Raw genomic sequence first — 21,488 nt, 5'->3', positions numbered from 1 at the left:
TCTTGGAAACATCGGAATTTGTCATTGGTCAGCGTTGGGTAAGCCACAGCGATACCGCTTTGGGTCTGGGAATTGTTACCGACATTTCCGGGCGCAGGGTCACATTGGGCTTTCCCGCGGCCGATGAGGAGCGCACCTACGCCATCGATAATGCTCCCCTGTCGAGGATTGTGTACCAGATGGGTGAGGAAATAGAGACTTTCGAAGGCGAGAAATACATTGTGCGCGCCGTGGAGGACCTGAACGGCGTTCTGCTGTACCACGCCGACGATGGCGAAAATATCCACCAGGTTTCGGAAGTGAAGCTGGCCGGTTCGGTGAATTTTTCTGCCCCGCACCAACGCCTGTTTGCCGGCCAGTTCGACCGTAACGGAGCCTTCCGGTTGCGGGTGTCGACCCTGGAACACATGGATCGCCTGCGGGCCTCGCCGGCCCAGGGGCTGATTGGCGCCCGTACCCAGCATTTGCCGCACCAGCTCTATATTGCCCACGAAGTGGCCCGCCGCCACGCGCCCCGGGTACTGCTGGCCGATGAGGTGGGCCTGGGCAAAACCATCGAAGCCGGCCTGATCCTGCATTACCAGCTGCACACCGGCCGCGCCCGCCGGGCCCTGATTGTGGTGCCGGATTCGCTGATTCACCAGTGGCTGGTGGAAATGCTGCGCCGCTTCAACCTGCGTTTCTCCATCGTCGACCAGGGCCGCTACGACGACCTCAAGGCCCAGGAAGATGATGTCGATGCCCTGGTAAACCACATCTTCGGTGACGACGATGACGGTGTTAACCCGTTCGAGGCGGACCAGCTGGTGCTGTGCAGCCTGGACTTCCTGGTGCGCAGCGAAAAGGCCAGGAACCATGCCCTCGCCGCCGGCTGGGACCTGATGGTAGTGGATGAAGCGCACCACCTGGCCTGGTCGCCGGAGCAGGCCAGCCCCGAGTATGAAGTGGTAGAAAGCCTGTCTGAGGCCAGCAAGGGCTTGCTGTTGCTGACGGCCACCCCGGAACAGGTCGGGATTGCCAGTCACTTTGCCCGGCTGCGCCTGCTGGACCCGGCCCGGTTCCATAACCTGGGCACTTTCCGGCAGGAAGAGCAGCAGTATGAGCGTATCAACCAGGTGGTGCGCCGGCTTCAGGAAAACCCGGACACCATCGCCGAGGACGACAAGGCCGCCTTGTCTGACTGGCTTGGTAGTGAACTGGGCGAGCTGCTGGCCCGGGACAACGCCCACCATGCCGTGATTGATGCCCTGCTGGATCGCCACGGCACCGGCCGGGTACTGTTCCGCAATACCCGCGCGGCCATTCAGGGCTTCCCCGAACGCCAGCCGCTGCCGGAGCCTTTGCCGTGCCCGGAACTCTATGAAGAGGTGCGTCACGGCAAAACCGGCCTGGCGCCGGAGCAGTCGGCCCCGGAAGAGCAATGGCTGGCCGAGGACCCCCGCGTGGCCTGGCTGGAAAAGAAACTGGCCAGCCTGCGCCCGGCCAAGGTGGTGGTCATCTGTGCCCGGGCCGACACCGCCATGGCGCTGGAGCATTACCTGCAGCTGCGCGCCGGTATCCGCAGTGCCGCCTTCCACGAGCACCTGAGCCTGCTGGAGCGGGACCGGGCTGCCGCCTACTTCGCCGACACCGAGCAGGGCGCCCAGGCGCTGATCTGTTCCGAGATTGGCAGCGAGGGCCGCAACTTCCAGTTCGCCCATCACCTGGTGCTGTTTGACCTGCCGGAAAACCCGGACCTGCTGGAGCAGCGCATTGGCCGGCTGGATCGTATCGGCCAGACCGAAGCCATCCGGATTCATATCCCGTACCTGCAGGGCACCAGCCAGGAGCTGCAGTACCGCTGGTTCCATGAAGGCCTGAACGCCTTTGCCGAGAGCTGCGCCGTGGGTGTCGCGGTGCACGAACACGTGGCCGATAACTGGCAGAAAGCCCTGGACGGCGATGACAGTGTCATCGAGCCGCTGCTGGCGGACAGCGCCGCAGAGACCCGGCGCCTGAAAACCCTGCTGCATAACGGCCGGGATGCCTTGATCGAGCTGAACTCCTGTCGCCGCGAAGAAGCCAATGCGCTGATCGCCGAGATCGAGAAAGAAGAGGGCTCTGCCCGGGTCCGGGATTACCTGGTGCAGGCGTTCGACATCCTGGGTGTTGATGTGGAAGACCACAGCGAACACGCCGATGTCCTCAAGCCCGGAGAGCAATACCAGGCCGGCCATGTGGCGGAGTTGCCGGAAGACGGGCTGACCGTCACCTGGGAGCGGGAGCAGGCCCTGCAGCGGGAAGACATGGCGTTCATGAGCTGGGAGCACCCGATCGTGACCGGGGTGATGGATTCGGTAACCAGTTCCGGCCTGGGCAAGGCGGCACTGGCCAATCTGTCGGTCAAGGCCTTGCCGCCGGGTACCCTGTTGCTGGAAGCTGTTTTCGCCGTGCATTGTCCGGCGCCGGAAGCCCTGCAGCTGACCCGCTACCTGCCGGTTTCGCCGCTGCGCCTGGTGGTAGACGTCAACGGCCGGGACCTGTCCAAGGCCCTGCCCCATGACCGGCTGAACGAGCTGTGTTCCAACATCCGCCGCCGGACGGCCCAGGCCATCGTGCCCAAGATCCGGGCAGAAGTGGAAACCATGGTGGACCATGCCGAGCGGCTGGCCGAACCGAACCTCGAACCACTGCAGGAAAAGGCGCTGGCGCAGGTGGAAGCCGGCTTTGTACCGGAAATCCGCCGCCTTGAAGCCCTGCAGAAAGTAAACCCGGCTATTCGCGATGAGGAAATCGACTTCCTGCGCAAACAGCTGGAAGCCGCCCGCGAGGCGGTGGGCCATGCCAGCCTGGCGCTGGAGGGAATCCGGGTGATTGTCACATCCTGAGGCCCCTAACTGTCTGAATCCGGTGTGTTATCTGGAATACAGGCATCTGTTAGGGTAAGTTGAACGTAACGAAGTGTTAGCGAAGTGGCTCCGGCTGCGTGCCGGAGGCTCTAATCCATGGAAGACAGAGAGAACTTGCGATGACTTTGATTCTGTTTCTGGTAGCACTGGCCGGCCTGCTGTTTGTGATGCGCCGGGAGTCCGGTGCCAAACCGGCCATCGGCGTGATGCTGGTGGTGGGTGTGCTGTCCCTGTTTATGGCTTCCGGCTGGCTGACCCTGCTTCTGTTCCTGGGTGCGGCAGCCACGGCCGCTGCCGGTTTGCCCCAGTTCCGCATGAACTGGCTGACCCCCCGGGTGTTCGCCATGTTCAAGAAGGTGGCGCCGAAGGTTTCCGACACTGAAAAGGTGGCCCTGGAGGCTGGCACCGTAGGCTGGGACGGCGAGCTGTTCACCGGCCGCCCGGACTGGCACAACCTGCTGATCAACCGTCATACCGGCCTGAGCGATGAGGAACAGGCCTTTGTGGATAACCAGTGCACCCAGGCGATTTCCATGTGCAATGCCTGGGACCTGGCGGTAGAGCGGGCTGACCTGCCCAAGGAACTGTGGGATTTCCTGAAGCAGGAAAAATTCTTCGGCATGATCATTCCGAAGGAATACGGTGGCCTGGGTTTCTCGGCCAAGGCCCAGACGGCGGTACTGCAGAAACTGGCCGCCAATGAAATGCTGATGGTGACCGTGGGCGTGCCCAACTCCCTCGGCCCGGGCGAGCTGCTGGTCAAATACGGCACCCAGGAGCAGAAAGACTATTATCTGCCGCGCCTGGCGGATGGCCGGGAAGTGCCCTGTTTCGGCCTGACCGGCCCGCGCGCGGGCTCCGACGCCACCTCCCTGCCGGACACCGGTATCGTGTGCAAACAGGAAGTGGACGGCAAGGAAGTGTTGGGCATCCGCCTGAACTTCGAGAAGCGCTGGATTACCCTGGCGCCGGTGGCCACAGTGGTGGGCCTGGCGTTCCGGATGTTCGACCCGGACGGCCTGCTGGGCGATACCAGGGATCACGGCATTACCTGTGCGCTGATTCCCCGGGATACAGACGGCATGGACATCGGCCGTCGCCATTGCCCCATCGGCTCGCCGTTCATGAACGGCCCGATCAAGGGCAAGGATGTGTTCATCCCGCTGGATTACATCATCGGTGGCCAGGAAATGGCCGGTCAGGGCTGGCGTATGCTGGTTGAGTGCCTGTCGGTTGGCCGCTGTATCACCCTGCCGTCCGGTGCTGCCGGTGCGGCTGCCTATGCCGTGGGCACGGCCGGTGGCTTCACCCGTATCCGTCGCCAGTTCAACACCCCGGTGGCAGAGATGGAAGGTGTCCAGGCCCCGCTGGCGCGGATTGCTGCCAAGACCTACATTGCCCAGTCTGCGGTCAACCATACCGCCAACATGATCGACCAGGGCGAAAAGCCGGCGGTGCCGTCGGCCATTCTCAAGTACCACCTGACCGAGTTCCAGCGTGACATCCTCACCGATGCCATGGATGTGCACGGCGGCAAAACGGTTACCCTGGGGCCGCGCAACTATCTGGGTATCGGTTACAGTGGTGCCGCGGTGTCGATCACCGTGGAAGGCGCGAATATCATGACCCGCAGCCTGATGATCTTCGGTCAGGGCGCAATTCGCTGCCATCCCTATGTACTCAAGGAGCTGGCGGCCAAGGATAACGATGACATCAAGGCCTTCGATGAAGCCTTCTTCGGCCACGCCGGCCTGATCTTCGGCAACGCTGCCCGCGCTTTCACCCAGGCCCTGGGTATCGGCAAGGCGGACGTGCCGTTTGACAGCGCGTCGCGGCCCTATGCCCAGGCCCTTGCCCGCTTCAGTTCTGCCTTCGGCCTGTGTGCCGACGCGGCCATGACCACCCTTGGCGGAGAGCTGAAAATGCGTGAGCTGATTTCCGCGCGCCTCGGCGACATGCTGGCCAACCTGTACCTGGCCTCCATGGTGCTCAAGAACTGGTATGAAACCCAGCCGGTGGATGGCGAGAAGGAACTGATGCAATACAGCATGACCCTGCTGCTGCATCGTACTGAGAAAGCCCTGGACGAATTCCTGAAGAACCTGCCCAACCGGCCGGCCGCCATGGCGTTGCGGGCGGTAACCCTGCCGCTGGGCCGTCGCTGGGCTGAGCCGGGCGACGAGCTTACCCGCAAACTGGCCAACAGCATCAGCACGGATACGCCGGTGCGCAGCAAGCTGACAGAAAGTGCGTGGACAACGGCAGGTGAGGGTGATGTGGCCAATCCGCTGGCTCAGTACAACAGCCTGCTCAAGGACTATGGCAAGGCAGAGCAGTTGTACCGCAAAGCTACCAAGGCCTACGCCAAGGGCGAGTTGCCCATGACTGCCCTGCATCCGGAAGAACGGTTCGAGGCGGCCCTGGAAGCGGGTATTTTCAGCCAGGAAGAGGCCGATTTCATGCGCGAGTATGAGGCGCTGGTGCTGGAAATGCTGACCGTCGACGATTTCCCGTTCGACGAGTTCGCCCGCAACAAGGACACCCTCATTGACCACAATCCGGCCTGAAGCAGGCCGCTGATATGTGGCTGTCGGTAGTTGCTGTCAGTGTTGGCGCCGTGATCGGCGCCAACCTGCGTTGGGCCCTGAGCCTGTGGCTGAATGCCAGTTACCATGCCATTCCCTGGGGTACCCTGGTGGCCAACCTCAGTGGTGGCTGGCTGATCGGACTGCTGATGGGCTTCTTTACCCACAGCAGTTCGCTGGCTCCGGAGTGGCGGCTGTTCGCCGTAACGGGCCTGTGCGGTGCGCTGACGACCTTCTCGGCCTTTTCCCTGGAAATGTTTGCCGCCATGCAGGAAGGCAAGTGGGCGGTGGCCCTCACCGGCATCCTGGCCCACGTGATTGGTTCCATCCTGATGACCGCCCTGGGCTTCTGGACCTTCACCCTGTTCAGGGGATAAAGACGGTTGCGGATGACCGCTCCGGCCTTGGTATCACTACCTACATAAATTATTGAATTTACCCTTGGCAAGCCGGAAATTCAGGAGTAGAGTGAATCCTGAAGGAAAGATTAGCAAAGCAGTTCATGAATAAGACGTACCTCCGCAGTTAGTAGTGCCGTCCTGTTTTTGATCCCGCGAGTTCAGTTTTTCCGTAACACGCTGACCAGCACCAGAATGGTGTGTGGCAGCAGATAAAATGATTGATTTCAGGAAGTTTACGTATGTCTACTGTTACCGGTACTGTTAAGTTCTTCAACGAAGCAAAAGGCTTTGGCTTTATCACTCGTGAAGGCGGCCCGGACGTATTTGTTCACTACAGCGCCATCCAAGGCTCTGGTTTCAAGACCCTGGCCGAAGGTCAGCAGGTCGAGTTCACCGTAACTCAGGGCCAGAAAGGTCCTCAGGCGGAGAACGTTGTTGCCCTGTAATCCTTGAGGATTCAGCAACATCAAAAAAAGGCAGCCAAGGCTGCCTTTTTTTGTGCCTGACCGGTTTGTCGGATCAGCTGCCGAACAGCTCCTGGTAGAACAGCAGGGTGCCATCCCAGGAACGGCGGGCGGCATCCTCGTCGTAGCCGACCGGCATACCGAACTTTTCGGCAAAGGCATCCGCACCCGGATTGGTGAAGGAGTGCTTGACCCTCGGGAAGCTCACCAGCGTCAGGTCCACCTCGGCATCCTGCATTTCCTGAACCAGGCCGGCCACCTGTTCTGAGGGCACCATCGGGTCGGCGCCGCCGGTATACACCTGGACCCGTGCGGTCACTTTGCCGGCTTCGGCCTGCAGCGGGCTGGCCAGGGCACCGTGATAGCTCACCACGCCATCAAGGTCGACGCCCATCCGTGCCATATTGAGTACCACGGCACCGCCAAAGCAGTAGCCCTGGGCGGCAATCTTGCCAGCATCCACCGATTCGTGGTTCTGCAATAGCTCCTTTGCTTTGATAAAGCGGGCTTTTACCTGCTCCATATCCCGGGTGGCCTGTTTCATGAACTCCTGGGCGGTATCCGGATGCTCGGCCAGCTTGCCTTCGCCATACATGTCCAGGGCAAAGGCGGTGTAACCGGCGGCCGCCAGCTGTTCTGCCTGTTCCCGGACAAAGTCGTTGTGGCCCCACCATTCGTGTACCAGCAGGATTCCGGGCCTTTTGCCTTCGGCTTCATCATCCCAGGCCAGATAGCCGCTGAAGACCTGGCCATCGAGCGTGTATTCCACGGTCTCGGTGCGAAGCTCGGCCTGTGCGTTGAGGCTGGCAATGGCCAGGGTAAGGGCGGCGAGTGAGTGCTTGTTCAAACGTGGTTTCATGGCTGTTCCTGCTCCTGTTCATCAAGAACTAAAGGGTATGATAACGGCGGGCTTTGAACAAAATAGCATCAAAGCCGGCTTTTACCACCGGTATTCTTGACTATAGTTAAGTACAGGAACGGTTGTAAGTCTGAACTGGTTCAGGCGCCGTATATCCCCATACCAACAACAGCAACAATGCGGGGTGGTCTATGCTCCTGTCACATGCGTTCGGTCTCTTTACTCACCCTGACCAGGAGTGGGTATCCATCAGAAAGGAACACGAAAATCCAACCAGGCTCTATATCGCTTACATCGCCATTCTGGCGGCTATTGCTCCCATCTGCGCCTATATTTCAACAGCACACTTCGGCTGGTCTGTGGGTAGCGAGCGGCTGATCAAGCTTACGGAAATCAGTGCGGTTCAACTGAGTGTCCTGACCTACGTGGCAATGCTGGTGGGGGTGTTTGCCCTCGGCTATGCCATCAACTGGATGGCGAAGACTTACGGGGCCAAGGAAGAGCACGTGCCTTCCAATGGTATTGCCCTGGCGGCTTATTCCTGTACGCCCCTGTTCCTGGCGGGCTTTGCCCTGTTGTATCCGGTGCCCTGGTTCAACGCTGCGGTGTTCCTGGCTGCGGCCTGCTACGGCGCCTGGTTAATGTATGACGGTCTGCCCATTGTGATGGGCATAGAGAAAGAGCGTGCTGTGATGTACGGTGGCGCTTTGCTGACGGTCGCACTGGTGATCCTGGTATCCACCCGCGTGGGTTCGGTGATCCTGTGGAACCTGGGGGCTGGCCCGGTCTTTATCAGCGGATAACCGGATGTCACCTGTGTTCGGATCGTTTACGGGAGCTTCGGCTCCCGTTTTTATTTGACCTGTGCCAATGGCAAAGGCCTGTGCCGGCCTTGTAGTATGGTTGAGTCCACTACAAGGAATCAGTAATGACCGGATCTCCCCCATCTTCCGACTCCGCAGCGCTGGAGCCTGAGTCCCTGCTTTCTGAGCACTGGCAGGCTGTGCCGGCCGCCGAGGCTCGTGAACGCCTGAAGGCCGAACATCCATTATCCAACGCCGAAGCCGCTGAACGCCTGGCCACCCTGGGCTACAACCGTTTGCCGGAAGCGGCCGCATCCGGCCCGCTTGCCCGCCTTGGCCGGCAACTGAAGAATTTCCTGATCTATGTGCTGATGACCGCGGTGGTGATTACCGGTGCCCTCGGCCACTGGGTCGATGCCGGGGTCATCCTGGCAGTGGTGGTCATCCAGACCCTGGTCGGCTTTCTGCAGGAGGGGCGGGCCGAACAGGCGCTGTCGGCTATCCGGCACATGCTGGCGCCGAAAGCCCGGGTTGTCCGGAACGATGGCCAGCACCAGGTGGATGCAGCAGAACTGGTGCCGGGCGATACCATTTTGCTGGAACCGGGTGACCGTGTACCGGCGGATATCCGCCTGGAAAAGTGCCACAACCTGAAAATTGAAGAAGCCATCCTGACCGGCGAATCCGAGGCGGTGGATAAAACCCCCGAGCCGGTCGAGGCCGAGGCTGCCCTGGGTGACCAGACCGGCATGGCCTTTTCCGGCACCATGGTGGCCACCGGAACCGGCCGGGGTGTGGTGGTGCGTACCGGCGCCAGTACCGAGATTGGCCGGATTTCCGGCCTTCTGGCCAGCACGACCACCCTGAAAACGCCCTTGCTGGAGCAGATGGACCGGTTTGCCCGGGTGTTGTCGATTATTGTCATCCTGACCGGGGTGGCGATTTTCTTCGGCGGCCTGGCGTTCAGCGGCCTGGAGTTCCGGGAGCTGTTCATGGCGGTGGTGGGGCTCACCGTTGCGGCCATTCCCGAGGGCTTGCCCGCGATTCTGACCATTACCCTGGCCATTGGTGTGCGCCAGATGGCTCGCCGCAAGGCCGTGGTCCGGCGTATGCCGGTCATCGAAACCCTGGGTGCGGTGTCGGTGATCTGTTCCGACAAGACCGGAACCCTGACCCGTAACGAAATGATGGTGACCGCCGCAGTGGCCGGTGGCCAGCGCTTCGATGTCACCGGCGAGGGCTACAGTTTTGAGGGTGCAGTTTGCCGCAACGATGCTCCGGCAGATGCCAGCCCTGTGCTGGCGGAAATGGCGCGGGCCGCGGCCCTGTGCAACGATGCCAGTATCAGCCACCGGGATGGCCGGGCCGTGATTCATGGCGACCCCATGGAAGCCGCGCTGAAGGTGTTCGCCAGCAAGGCGGAGTTCGATGTAGAAGCCAGTGCCCGGGATTGGCCAAGGGTCGATGAAGTACCCTTTGATACCAATATCCGCTTTATGGCGACCCTGCACCATGATCATCATGGTCATGAGGTGGCCTACCTGAAAGGCGCGCCAGAGCGGATTCTGCGGATGTGTTCGCACCAGTTATCGGACACCGGTGAGCCGGTTGAACTTGACCACCCGGCATGGGACGGAATCATTGCGGGGATGGCGTCCGAAGGCCTGCGGGTGCTGGCGATTGCCCGCCGGCCCGTGACAGCCGGCAGCCGTGAGCTGGTTGTGGAAGAGCTGGAGCAGGGGGCTGAACTGCTGGGTGTGGTGGGCCTGCTGGACCCGCCCCGGCAGGAAGCCATCCGGGCTATCGAAGAATGCCACAGTGCCGGTATCCGGGTAAAAATGATCACCGGCGACCACGCCCTGACCGCCGGAGCCATCGCCCGCAAGCTGGGGTTGCGGAATACCGACAAAGTGCTCACCGGCAAGGACCTGGACGCCATGGACGAGCAACAGCTGCAGCAGGCGGCCGGTGAAGTGGATGTTTTCGCCCGCACCAGCCCAGAACACAAGCTGAGGCTGGTGGCAGCCCTGCAGGCCCTGCATGGCGTTGTGGCCATGACCGGTGACGGGGTGAACGATGCCCCGGCCCTGAAGCGGGCGGATGTGGGTATCGCCATGGGCGTGAAAGGCTCGGAAGCGGCCCGCGAGGCTTCGTCGGTGGTCTTGCTGGACGACAACTTTGCCAGCATTGTGGCCGCGGTGCGGGAAGGACGTACGGTCTACACCAATTTGCGCAAGGGCATTGCCTTTATGCTGCCGATTAACGGCGGCGAGTCGATCAGTCTGATCACGGCCTTGCTGCTGGGGCTGGCGCTGCCCATATCCGCCCTGCAGATTCTCTGGGTGAATATGGTGAGTTCGGTGGTGCTGGCCATGACCCTGGCCTTCGAGCCGCCGGAGCCGGGCGTGATGGCCCAGCCGCCGCGGCCACGGGACGAATCCCTGCTCCGGGGCTTTGTAGTCTGGCGGGTCGTGTTTGTCTCCCTGCTGTTCCTGGCGGGTATCTTCGGCGCCTGGTTCTGGGCCATGTACAACTATGACGATGCGGTGGTGGCCAGTACCCTGGCGGTGAATACCCTGGTGGCCATGGAGGTGTTCTACCTGTTTGCGGTCCGTTACCTGGATACGCCGTCGATCACCTTGCGGGGTGTGCTGGGTACTCCGGTGGTACTGCTGGCAGTGCTCGCGGTGATTGTCCTGCAGTCCCTGTTCACCTGGGTGCCCTGGTTTCAGGGCACCTTTGCCAGTACCGCGCTCTCCCCTGAAGCATTGGGATTTGCGGTACTGGCCGGTGTCGCGGTGTTGGTGCTGCTGGAGCTGGAAACGGCAATCCGCCGGCGCTTCAGGGCAGCCCGCGGGTAATCACGGAGGGGTCACCCCGGCCTTCCACGGCGGCCAGCTCGGCACTGGAGAGCCAGGCTCCGGGGGGCTTGTCCAGCACCTCGGCGCAGGCTGCCAGGGTGTGGCCCCAGGAGCAGTGATTGGCAAACAGCATGCCGCTTTCGTTCAGGGTGCCGCCACGGTTGACGTAACCCAGCACCCGGGTGTGGGACGGCTGGGGGAACAGGTTGTGCAGATGGCCCCGGAATACTTCCGGGCGCATATGGGTGAGCGCAACCCGCCGCTGCAGGCGATGGGGGAACAACCGCTCCCGCTCGAATTCGTTCAGGCAGAAGGCGGCTTCGTGCGGGTCCCGGGGCTGGCGGAAGCGCCCGGGCTCCTGCAGGTACACCAGCCGGAACGCGGTGCCGGTTTCCCGCAGGCGCTCGCAGGCCCGGATGGCTTCAGACAGCTGGTAGGCCCCGCTGGCAATCAGCAGAATCGGTTCTTCTCCGGTGGAGGTGTCTTCGTCGACCACCAGCGCGCCGTGGCGGGCCAGGGTTTCTGCCTCACCGGCATTGAACACGCAGGGCCGCTCCCGCTTCGGGATCACCATGCAGCTGATCCGGCCCCGTTCAGTAAAGACCGAAGGCAGAACTGCGAGGGTGCTGTTGTAATCCGCCGGGAACAGAACCCGGGAAACATCGCTCATCTCGCCCAGCATGGCTTCGCAGAAGGTAGTGTCCTGGTGTGACTGTTCGTTCTTGCCGTTCTCCCAGGTGTGGGAGGTGGCTATCACCGGAAAGCCCAGCCAGCGGGCCGGCCGGCCCACTTCTTTCTGGTGCCGGGCAAAGATCAGCTCCTGGCGAATGGCGCCGAGCATTTTCACGCAGAAGGCTTCGTAGCTGGCGACCAGGTTCAGGCCGGCCTTGTTGGCCAGGCAGGCAGACACCACGGCCTCTTCATTCAGGGCGGTGATAACCTTGCCGTGGATCGATTCCTGGCGGCTTTCCGGGTCATTAACCCGGTGTTTCAGGTCAGCCAGGATACCGGTCAGGCGGTTACTGGCCAGTTCGTCAGGATTGCCCACCCGGGGGCGTAACCCGGGGTTGTCCTCCACCAGTGCCCGGAAGAATTCGTCGACGGCCGACATGGGCGAACTCTGGTTCTGGCCCCAGGGCAGGGCCGGTATGGAAGGTTCCGGCGGGTTTCGGGTGGCCAGGGCGTGGTCCCGCTCCAGCGGGCGCTGTTGCAGTGCGTGTTCGTTCAGTTCGGCAACGGCTTGCTGGAGATGGGTTGGTTCAACCCACAGGGGCACAATGTGCTCTTGGAACAGATCCCTGGCCCGGGTATCCAGCCGGGGGTTGCCCGGCAGTGGCAGGTTATGGGCGCTGTTCTGGCCGGCGCCGTAAAAGCCGAAGCCTTTGACGGTTTCAGCAATGCCGTAGGGAATCTGCACCGGATACGCGGTTTCGCCTTTTTTGGCTGCCTCGCCGTTGGCGGCCAGTGCGGTTTCCATCTCGTACAGGGCGCAGACAAAGGCAGCCGGGTCTTTGCCGTCAAAGCGGAAAGGCGCAAAGCCACGGGCTTCCAGGTGCTGTTCGAAGCGCTCCAGGCCTTCCCGGGTACCCAGTTCGGTGCGCTGTTCAATGCGGCGACCATTGGCGATCATCACCGGCAGCACCTGCCCGCAGTCTTCCGCCCGCCACCAGCGGGGTATCCAGTCACTGCCGCGCTGTTCTTCAGCTGCGCCGTCAGACAGGAAGGCGACCAGGGACTCACCGGGCAGCGGCATGTGGGCGTACTGCAGCTCAGCGAACCCCAGATAGCCGCCTTCAATAATGCCGCCGGCGGTGTGCGGATTAACGTGGCTGCCCAGAGGCGATGCCATGGAGCCGTCGGGCTTTTGCCGGTAGCTGTAAAAATCCGAGGCCAGGCGGGACAGGCCGTCTGCGGCCTGGTACCGGGTTTTCTGTTCCGGGTGCAGGTTACCGGTCAGAACGTTGATGGCGTCTACGGCAGCAACGCAGTGGCCCTGGCCCATCAGCCAGCTTCGGGTTTGTCCGGTCAGGTTGTTCAGGGCCAGGTAGGCGGCATAGGCCGGCACCATGTTGAGCGCGCCACCGGTATGGCCTTCCGGGGCGGTTTTGAAGTCCTTGGGTTGCAGCGGGGCACCGGTAATATCCACCCGGTTGCAGTAGGTCATGTGCACCACCAGCCACAGGCCGGCGCTGGTCAGCCGGTCCAGGGCGATCAGTTTGCGGTATACGCTGTCGGCGTCCGGCTGTTGGCCTGCTGCCACCAGTTTCTGTGCCAGCGCCTGTACCTGGCGAGCGGTGGCCTCAGAGTGCCGGATTATGCCATAGCCCTGTTGCCAGCACTGGAACACCGGGCTCGCCGCGGTCGCATCCGGCGTTGGAACCTGTTTAATGGGCGAAGACATAGTCGGCCTCCATGACATTGATAATTGTCAGAGCAGTTTAATGGCAGTGCCGGGAGGGGCCCTTGATGCAGGTCATTGGAGTCTGCATCTATTGACGGGCTAATGATCGCTTACGTGAGAGGGCAGGGGTGCGCCTGTTGATTCGAGGCTGGCCCGGGCGGGCTGACCCCAGTAATAACCCTGCCCCTGCAGGCCGGGGAACTGTTGCAGCCAGACGGCGATGGCTTCTTCTTCCACACCTTCCACGACAACGTCCAGGTCCAGGGCGGTGCCCAGTTCCAGTGCCGCTTTCAGGATTTTCTGGCGGGCCGGATAGTCCAGCACATTGTGCAGGAAGCTGCGGTCTATCTTCAGTTCATCCAGCCGGAACAGGGCCAGGGTGCCCAGGGAGGAATGGCCGGAACCGAAGTCATCCAGGGCAATCCGGAAACCCATGTCGCTGAGGATTTCGATGGTATGCCGGGCCAGCTCCGGGTCGGTCATCATGGCGGTTTCGGTGATCTCCAGGATGATATTCCGGGGCAGCAGGTGGTGCCGGCGCAGGATCGCCCGAGCCTGTTCGTGGAACAGCGGGTGAGCCAGGTCCTTGGCGGAAATATTGACGCTGATGGCGATGTGGTCGCCGTACCTTGCCCGCAGGCCGCTGGCATCACGGCAGGCCCGGTCCAGCACCCAGCGGGTAACCTGGTGGATAATGCCCACTTCCTCGGCCAGCGGAATCCACTGGTCCGGGGGGATTCGTCCGAATTCGCTGTGTTCCCAGCGCAGCAGGGCTTCCACCGAGCTGATCCGGCCGTCGCGGATACTCACTTTCGGCTGGTATTCCAGCCACATGTTGCCGGAGTTCAGGGCATCTTCAACGTCCAGCATCAGGATCTGCTGGCGGTACTGCCACTCGGCAATAGACGGGTCATAAACACTCAGGGCATTGTCGCTGTTCAGGGAGGCAAAGCCCGCCGCCGACAGCAAGCTGCCGGCGGCGGTGCCATGCTCCGGGGCGTGGGCAATGCCCAGTGACGCAGCCCAGGAGAACGAAAACCGGCCTTCCATGAAGTTGCCCGATAACCAGTCGGCAATGGCACTCAGGGCGCGGGTTTCGAGCTCCGGCTGGTTCGGGCTGCGGCGCAGGGCAAAGGCATGGTTGACGGTATCCAGTGTGGCAATGGCATAGCCGTTGATGGGAATCATCTGCTCGCCTAATGCCTGTTTCAAGAACCGGTTCATCTTCCGCAGGTACTGCCTCAACAGCTCTTCGGCAGAGCGGTAACCCAGCGCCTGCTCCAGTTCATTGAAGCGGGTCAGCCGCACCATGCACAGCGTGTAAGGGGTTTGCCGGCTGTCGATGGCGGTCAGTGCCTCTTCCAGCATGGGGCGGTTGGGTTTGCCGGTTACCCGGTGGGTTTTCAGGACCCGGTCGTAATCCTGTTCGATGCGCGCGCGCAGTGCCTGTTCTTCCCGGGCGCGGATGTCGGCGCTCAGCCGGCGTTTGCGCTCTTCCAGTAACAGCCGGCCGACACCGCTGGTGAGGATCAGGGAGCCGGCGGCTGCCCCCAGAAAAAACGCGGAGTCCGTCAGTGGACTGACCGGCAGCCAGCCGATGGTTGTCAGGGACGTGGTGAGTGCGCCGACCAGAATGGCCAGTACCGACAGGGCGAAATAACGGGCGTAGACGTGCTTGCGGATCTGCCCCAGCACCAGTCCGAAGATGAACACGCCACCGGTGGCGGCAACTATCAGGAACACATCCTGCCCCAGCGGGCCGATGGCGAAGGGGGCCGCCAGCAGGTGCAGGCCGGCGGCCAGGCTGAAGCCCCGGAGTAGCCGGGCGCCTTGCCGGCCCACGGCAATAAAGTGGGGGGTGAATTCACACAGGGCAATCAGGCATAGTGGCAGGCTGACGGACAGCAGGGCGTTGAGCTCCGGTATGCCGGGCCAGATCAGCCAGAGCCCCAGGCCATCCATCACCAGCTGGCTGTAGATAACGCCCACCATCAGCACACTGAGCCAGGCCAGCCCGGGCCGGCGAAGCCTGATGACAATGCTCAGGTTCAGCAGCAGGGCAAACACCAGCATGCCGGTGACGAAGGACTTCCAGACCATGACCGGCAGGTCAGGCTCGGCGATGGCTGTGTCGCCAACCAGCGACGAAGCTTGTTGGCCCAGAAATGCCGCCAGCAAACCATAGATTGCCACTACCAGCAGCACCACAAACGGAAACCAGCGCTGCAGCCCGTTGCCACCGGCGCGCCGCCCCGGGGCTTGCTCTGGGCTGTGTTGGTTTGTGGAGGCTGCGCCCATTCCGTAGCAATCCTGGTTGGTGCAAAGGCTTTGATACATAATGTTACTCGATATAACATCTTGCAACATTATGAATTTGAACAAATTTTAATGCATTTAAAGATATTTTACATTTGGAGTTTCATGGGGATGGTTAAAATGAGACCTGTTCCCGATAGCTCCATTCCAACAGAGGATACCCCGTGACCATCCAGATACTGACCACCGGCGGCACCATCGACAAGGTGTACTTTGATGCCAACAGCAAGTTCGAGATCGGCGACAGCCTGTTGCCGGAATTGCTGGCAGAGTCGAATATCCATGAGGGCTATGCCATCCGGGAGCTGATGCGTAAAGATAGCCTGGAACTGACCGATGACGACCGCGACAGTATTCTCGAGGCGGTAAAGCAGACCGAACATTCCCGCATTATTATCACCCATGGCACCGACACCATGGCCCAGACGGCCCAGGTCCTGAAAACCCTGCCCGATCGCACCATTGTGCTGACCGGGGCCATGCAACCGGCCCGGATGCGTCGTACCGATGCCATCTTCAATATCGGCTTTGCCTGGGCGGCGGCCCGGCTACTGCCGCCGGGGGTCTACATTGCGATGAATGGCGAGGTGTTCGAGGCGGGAGCGGTGCGCAAGAACCTGGAGGCCCAGAAGTTCGAACGTATCGATGACGCAGCCCGGTAGCGCTCGTTAAACCGAATCGATTTCTGACCGGGTCAGTTCCCGAAACTGGCCCGGTGCCAGCCCTGCATCCAGTTCAATCGCGCCGATGCGTTGTCTGTGCAGTGTCGTGACATGGTTTCCCACCGCCGCCAGCATGCGTTTGACCTGGTGGTAACGGCCTTCGCTGATGGTCAGCTCTATCTCCTGTTCGGAACAGGCCACCACCTGCGCCGGTCGCGTGGCCGTGTCTTCTCCGTTGAGCTGAATGCCTTGTTCCAGGGCCTGTCGGGCTTCTGCCGTTAAGGGCTCGGCCAGCTGTACCCGATAGGTTTTCGGGCAGTCCCGCCGGGGCGAGGTAACCCGGTGCGACCACTGGCCATCGCTTGTGAGCAGCAGGAGTCCGGTGGTGTCTTTGTCGAGCCGTCCGGCAATGTGCACCTGCCGCGCCAGTTCCGGTGGCAGCAGGTCCAGCGCGGTGGGCTGGCTACTGTCGGTGGTGGCGCTGATCACACCGGCGGGTTTGTGCAGCATCAGGTACTGCTCGCCGGGCAGGGTCACCGGCTCGCCGTCGAGCAGCACGCTGTCGCCGGTGTTGATGTTGGCGCTGGTGCTGCGGCACAACTGGCCGTTCACCTGAACCCGCTTGCCGGTGATGGCCCGTTTGGCGTCTTTGCGGGACAACCCGGTGCCGCTGGCAAGGTATTGGTCCAGGCGCATCAGCAAGTATGCCCCTGAGCCGGCGGGGCCAGTGTGGCCAGGCACAGCACCGGCAGTTCTCCGGTCAGCCGGGCCCAGAGCAGCGGCAGGGCGTCCGGATTGATGGCCGGCCTGTCCAGCCGGCCGCTGGGGATCGGGGCTAAACCCTGATCCGAGAGGTTCGCCAGGGTAAAGGTAAACGGATGCGCGCCGGGAATGCCCAGGCGGATGTCGGTGGCGGTAATCTGTTGGCCGGCCTGCTCATAATGCAGGAAGCCCCGGGTGAACCACTCAAGGCGCCGGGCTTCCGGCAAGCCAGCTACCCGGGCCCGGAGCACCGGATTGCGGGGGAAGTACTCCAGTGTCAGTTCCGGAGTCTGGTCCAGAAACCCTGTGACAATTTCTACCCGGGTGTCGTCGGTGATGGCCGTGGCTCGCCATAACAGGGTATTGAACGGCATGGGTTGTACCATCAGGGCCGGCTGTTCCAGCCCGGCCCGGGCCAGTGCCGGTTGAACCCTGTCGGTGATGATCTGCTGTGCAACCAGCGTCCAGCCCAGATACAGGGTGGATAGCCCCAGTGCCAGGCTCAGCGCCGTGCGGGCCGGCGGGCGCACCAGAAACGCCAGGCAGCCGGCCAGCAGCGGCAGGGTGTAGAGCGGGTCAATAATGAAAATGCTGTTGATGGCCACCGGTGTGCCGAACGGCCAGAACAGCTGGGTGCCGTAGGTGGTGAACGCGTCCAGCAGGGGGTGGGTGATCAGGATAAGCGCTACCAGCGCCAGCCATCGCCGGTAGCTGATAACCGGCTTCCAGCGCCACAGGCCCCAGGCGATCAGCAGCGACAGGGGCGCGAGAATCAGCAGGGAATGGCTGAAGCCCCGGTGCTGGGTAAAGTTGGCGACCGCGGTGCCATAGTCGATGACTACGTCGAGGTCCGGCAGGGTGCCCAGCAAGGCGCCGGTCAGCAGTGCCGACCGCCCCAGGGTTTTGCCGGCCACGGCTCCGGCCAGGGTGGCGCCAAGGGCGGCCTGGGTAATGGAGTCCATGGTTCAGCTACCGGCCTGGATATCCAGCGCCTGCAGCAGTTGCCCGGACGGAAAGCCGTCGGCAATAAGGCCTTCGGCTTTCTGGTACTGGCGGATGGCCTTGCGGGTGTTGGAACCCAGAATGCCGTCAGGCTCGCCGCTGCTGTAGCCCTTGGCGTTCAGGCTTTCCTGCAGCTGCATGATCTGATCCCGGGATAAGGCAGGCTGGTCTTCCGGTGGTGGGTTCTGCAAGCCGCCGGCACCGGCCACCCGGTCGGCCAGGTGGCCAACGGCGATGGCGTAGAACTCTGAGCGGTTCCAGCCCATGATGACCCGGAAGTTGCTGTAAGCCAGGAAGGCCGGGCCCTGGTGGCCGCTGGGCACCACCAGTGCGGCTTTAATGGGCTCCTGGGCCAGGGCGTTACCGAAGGCATCGGTAATGCCCAGTTTCCGCCACTCGGCCAGGGGCAGCCGGCGACCATCGGCCTGGCTGAAGTCAAAGTTTTCGGGCAGTAACACTTCCCGGCCCCAGCGGTAGTCGCCGTCCCAGCCCATGGATTCCAGGAACTTGCCGGCCGACATCATGGCATCGGGCAGGCTGTTCCACAGGTCCCGGCGGCCATCGCCATCGGCGTCTACGGCGTGTTTCAGGAACACCGTGGGCATGAACTGGACGTGGCCCATGGCGCCGGCCCAGGAGCCTTCCATCTGTTCTGCCGGAATGGCGCCCTCGTCGATAATGCGCAGGGCGGCAATCAGCTGTTCGGTGAAGAAGGTCGTGCGGCGCGGGTCACAGGCCAGGGTGGTCAGGGCACTGGGCACCTGCATCTTGCCGAAGTAGCTGCCGTAGTTGGTTTCCAGGCCCCAGAACGCCACCAGGTAGGGCGCAGGCACACCGGTTTCCCGGGTCACCCGGGCCAGCAGGTCCTTGTGTTCGGCCAGCATTTCCCGGCCCTTGCTGATCCGGCTTTCGTTAACCCGGCGGTTCAGGTAGTCGGCAAAGGTGGTGGTGAACTCCGGTTGCCGGCGGTCCAGTTCGATGACCCGCTCCAGGTAGCTGACATCGGCCATCACCCGGCTGGCGGTGTCGGCACTGACACCGGCCTGGACTGCTTTGTCTTGCAGGACTGCCTTGCACTCTGCAAAGGCGGCGTCGGTCATGGTGGGTAGTTCTGCCATCGAAGCCTGGCTGGTAAAGAGCAGGGCTGGCAGGAAAAGGGCAGTCAGGGCGTGACGTACTGGCCCCGGCATCGGCTGATTGGCCACAGTAAAACCTCGCAAGATGAATGGGCGGGTATGAATGCCATGTTAGCGCGTTTTTACGGTTCGGAAATACCGCTGAACCGGCCCGGGAGTGACAATTCTTTAATCCCGGAGTTCCGGTACCCGTTCTACCAGCCGCTCGCGGGGGAAGTGGCAGATGAATTCGCTGCCTTCGCCGGGTTTGCTGCGGATTTCCAGGTTGCCATCGTGGTTAATCAGCACGTGTTTGACGATGGCCAGTCCCAGGCCGGTGCCACCGGTGTCTTTGTGCCGGCTCGGGTCGGCGCGGTAGAAGCGCTCGGTCAGGCGGGGAATGTGAACCGGGTCGATGCCGATACCGCTGTCTTTGACGGACAAATGGGCGCCGTCGCGGTTGGCCGTCCAGGACACGGTCACTTCGCCTTCCGCCGGCGTGTACTTCACGGCGTTGAACACCAGGTTGGAGAAGGCGCTGCGCAGCTGGCTTTCATCGCCCTGCAGCAGCCGGTGGTCTGAAATATTGACGGTAATGCGGTGCTGTTTGCTGCCGCTCAGGGCCTGGGCGTCGTGACAGATCTGGTTCAGCAGGGCATCCATGTCGGCAAGGGTGTCATCTACCGTGTGTTCACCGGTTTCAATACGCGACAGCAGGATCAGGTCGGTAATCAGTGCTTCCATCCGGGATGACTGGGCGGCCATGGTGTTGATGGCCCGGCGCCACTTGGGTGGCAGTTCGTCGGCATGGTCAACGAGGGTTTCGAGGTAGCCGCTGATTACCGTTAGCGGGGTGCGCATTTCATGGGAAACGTTGCCCACGAAGTCCCGGCGCATCTGTTCCAGCTGGTACAACCGGGTAACGTCCTTGGCCACGATCAGGCGGTCGTCGTCGCCGAACAGGCTGATCTGGATTTGCAGGTGGAGATGGGGCTTGGCCGGGGAGTTCAGTTCCAGCGGTTCCCGGTAGTCCCGGGAGTCGAAGTAGGCCTTGAAGGCCGGGTTTCGGATCAGGTTGTGGATGTACTGGCCCCGGTCGGTACTGCGCCGGAACCCCAGCAGGTGTTCGGCAGAGCCGTTCCACCATTCCATGGTGCCCCGGGCGTCGGTCATGATCACACCGTCGCGCATGGCATTGGTGGATTCCTGAACCCGGTTGATGCGGGCCCGGAGGCGGTCCTGTGTGCGCAGGTGGCTCTGGTGCAGCTTGTTCAGGCCATCAAAGATGCTGCCCCACATGCCGATACTCTGGGGCGCTTCTTCGCTGGCGTCCGGGTTGTCCAGCCACTGGTACAGGCGGCGGGCCTGGATCAGGGTCCACCAGAGGTAACCCACCAGGCCAACCAGCAAGCCGTATACCGGTTCACCAAAATACAGGCCAACCAGCGTGGTACTGGCCAGGATGGCCAGGATCAGGCGCAGATATCGTGACCACTTGTGTTGCATCGGGCGCAGCCTTGTTCTGTGTTCTGGTATCAGGCCAGGGGCCGAAGCGGTTATGCGACCCTGGTGGAGAACCTGTAGCCGGTGCCCCGGACGGTCTGGACCAGGTGGTCGTAGCGGTCGCCAAGGGCCTTGCGCAGGCGCCGGATATGTACGTCTACCGTACGCTCTTCAACATAGACATTGCCACCCCAGACCTGGTCCAGCAACTGCGACCGGGTATAGACCCGTTCCTGGTGGGTCATGAAAAACTGCAGCAACCGGTACTCGGTGGGGCCCATGGTCAGGGCACCTGCCGGCGTGGTTACCCGGTGGCCGACCGGGTCCAGGGTCAGCCCGTCCACTTCGATCGGGCTGTCGACGCCGGCCGGCGTTGCCCGGCGCAGTACCGCTTTCAGCCGGGCAACCAGTTCCCGCGGGCTGAAGGGCTTGGTGATGTAATCATCGGCGCCGACTTCCAGGCCCTGGATCTTGTTGTCTTCCTCAACCTTGGCGGTCAGCATGATAATCGGGATGTCGGCGGTTGCCTCTTCCTTTTTCAGCCGCCGTGCCAGCTCGACACCACTGGTGCCCGGGAGCATCCAGTCCAGCAGGATCAGGTCTGGCTGCCGGTCAACTACCAGGGCGTGGGCCTGGCGGGCATCCTCTGCCTCGAGGTAGTCGTAATCAGCCATTTCGAGGGCCACGGCGATCATTTCGCGGATGGCTGGCTCGTCATCGACGATCAGGACAGTTTTTCCATTCATGTGCTTCAACCTGTGTCAGAACCCCGGGAGCAGGGTTTGCGCTCCCCAGTAATGTTGCTGGCTCATTACAACGCGTCTTTGTTACAAGTATATGACACGGTTGAGTTGGCGGCGGTTCCG

Annotated in this window: 15 protein-coding genes; 7 read left to right on the top strand and 8 right to left on the bottom strand. The window is 62.0% G+C overall.

Annotated features, from left to right (window positions below; translation table 11 throughout):
* Positions 1-2 precede the first annotated feature (2 nt).
* The 4 genes from rapA (at position 3) to B2589_RS05360 (ending at position 6,320) form a co-directional block, all read left to right on the top strand.
* Positions 3-2,867 carry an RNA polymerase-associated protein RapA gene (gene rapA / locus B2589_RS05375; protein WP_286815867.1) on the top strand — a complete coding sequence of 955 codons (2,865 nt, stop codon included), beginning with the start codon at positions 3-5 and terminating at the stop codon, positions 2,865-2,867.
* A gap of 140 nt (positions 2,868-3,007) precedes the next feature.
* Positions 3,008-5,455: an acyl-CoA dehydrogenase gene (locus tag B2589_RS05370; RefSeq protein ID WP_286815866.1), complete on the top strand. Its 2,448-nt coding sequence runs from the start codon at positions 3,008-3,010 to the stop codon at positions 5,453-5,455.
* 14 nt (positions 5,456-5,469) lie between these two features.
* Entirely contained in the window at positions 5,470-5,850 is a 381-nt protein-coding gene (gene crcB / locus B2589_RS05365; protein ID WP_094624925.1) for a fluoride efflux transporter CrcB, read from the top strand.
* A gap of 263 nt (positions 5,851-6,113) precedes the next feature.
* Entirely contained in the window at positions 6,114-6,320 is a 207-nt protein-coding gene (locus B2589_RS05360) for a cold-shock protein (RefSeq protein ID WP_008939715.1), read from the top strand.
* 73 nt (positions 6,321-6,393) lie between these two features.
* On the opposite strand, the gene B2589_RS05355 is transcribed toward B2589_RS05360, so the two are convergent.
* On the bottom strand, positions 6,394-7,197 hold the full coding sequence (locus B2589_RS05355) for a dienelactone hydrolase family protein (protein WP_286815865.1): 804 nt from the start codon (positions 7,195-7,197) through the stop codon (positions 6,394-6,396).
* A gap of 191 nt (positions 7,198-7,388) precedes the next feature.
* Here B2589_RS05355 and B2589_RS05350 point away from each other — a divergent pair, with 191 nt between their 5' ends.
* A complete protein-coding gene (locus B2589_RS05350; RefSeq protein WP_058341994.1) occupies positions 7,389-8,000 on the top strand; it encodes a Yip1 family protein in 612 nt (203 codons plus the stop codon).
* 125 nt (positions 8,001-8,125) lie between these two features.
* Entirely contained in the window at positions 8,126-10,861 is a 2,736-nt protein-coding gene (locus tag B2589_RS05345; protein WP_286815864.1) for a cation-translocating P-type ATPase, read from the top strand.
* On the opposite strand, the gene B2589_RS05340 is transcribed toward B2589_RS05345, so the two are convergent.
* Both B2589_RS05340 and B2589_RS05335 read right to left on the bottom strand, forming a co-directional pair.
* Positions 10,842-13,262, bottom strand: a complete 2,421-nt coding sequence (locus tag B2589_RS05340) for a xylulose 5-phosphate 3-epimerase (RefSeq protein ID WP_286815863.1) — start codon at positions 13,260-13,262, stop codon at positions 10,842-10,844. The two genes, B2589_RS05345 and B2589_RS05340, sit on opposite strands and share 20 nt — an antisense overlap.
* Before the next feature lie 99 nt (positions 13,263-13,361).
* Positions 13,362-15,560: an EAL domain-containing protein gene (locus B2589_RS05335; RefSeq protein ID WP_286815862.1), complete on the bottom strand. Its 2,199-nt coding sequence runs from the start codon at positions 15,558-15,560 to the stop codon at positions 13,362-13,364.
* Positions 15,561-15,742: 182 nt separating this feature from the next.
* Here B2589_RS05335 and B2589_RS05330 point away from each other — a divergent pair, with 182 nt between their 5' ends.
* A complete protein-coding gene (locus B2589_RS05330; protein WP_232901176.1) occupies positions 15,743-16,240 on the top strand; it encodes an asparaginase domain-containing protein in 498 nt (165 codons plus the stop codon).
* Positions 16,241-16,246: 6 nt separating this feature from the next.
* Here B2589_RS05330 and B2589_RS05325 read toward each other — a convergent pair whose 3' ends face one another.
* The 5 genes from B2589_RS05325 to phoB form a co-directional block, all read right to left on the bottom strand.
* On the bottom strand, positions 16,247-16,936 hold the full coding sequence (locus B2589_RS05325) for a pseudouridine synthase (RefSeq protein WP_286815861.1): 690 nt from the start codon (positions 16,934-16,936) through the stop codon (positions 16,247-16,249).
* Positions 16,936-17,964 carry a metal-dependent hydrolase gene (locus tag B2589_RS05320; RefSeq protein WP_286815860.1) on the bottom strand — a complete coding sequence of 343 codons (1,029 nt, stop codon included), beginning with the start codon at positions 17,962-17,964 and terminating at the stop codon, positions 16,936-16,938. The genes B2589_RS05325 and B2589_RS05320 overlap by 1 nt, the downstream gene beginning before the upstream one ends.
* Positions 17,965-17,967: 3 nt before the next feature.
* Entirely contained in the window at positions 17,968-19,194 is a 1,227-nt protein-coding gene (locus tag B2589_RS05315; protein ID WP_414673931.1) for a lytic murein transglycosylase, read from the bottom strand.
* A gap of 114 nt (positions 19,195-19,308) precedes the next feature.
* A complete protein-coding gene (gene phoR, locus B2589_RS05310) occupies positions 19,309-20,625 on the bottom strand; it encodes a phosphate regulon sensor histidine kinase PhoR (protein ID WP_022988493.1) in 1,317 nt (438 codons plus the stop codon).
* A 50-nt stretch (positions 20,626-20,675) separates the two neighbouring features.
* Complete coding sequence (phoB, locus tag B2589_RS05305) at positions 20,676-21,368, bottom strand: phosphate regulon transcriptional regulator PhoB (RefSeq protein WP_286815859.1); 693 nt, start codon at positions 21,366-21,368, stop codon at positions 20,676-20,678.
* Positions 21,369-21,488: the final 120 nt, after the last annotated feature.

It is taken from the genome of Marinobacter sp. UBA3607, assembly GCF_002375525.1.
In the GTDB taxonomy this organism is placed as follows: Bacteria; Pseudomonadota; Gammaproteobacteria; order Pseudomonadales; family Oleiphilaceae; genus Marinobacter; species Marinobacter vinifirmus.
Note: the sequence above shows the minus strand (reverse complement) of the source record. Positions and strands in the feature narration are given on the sequence as shown.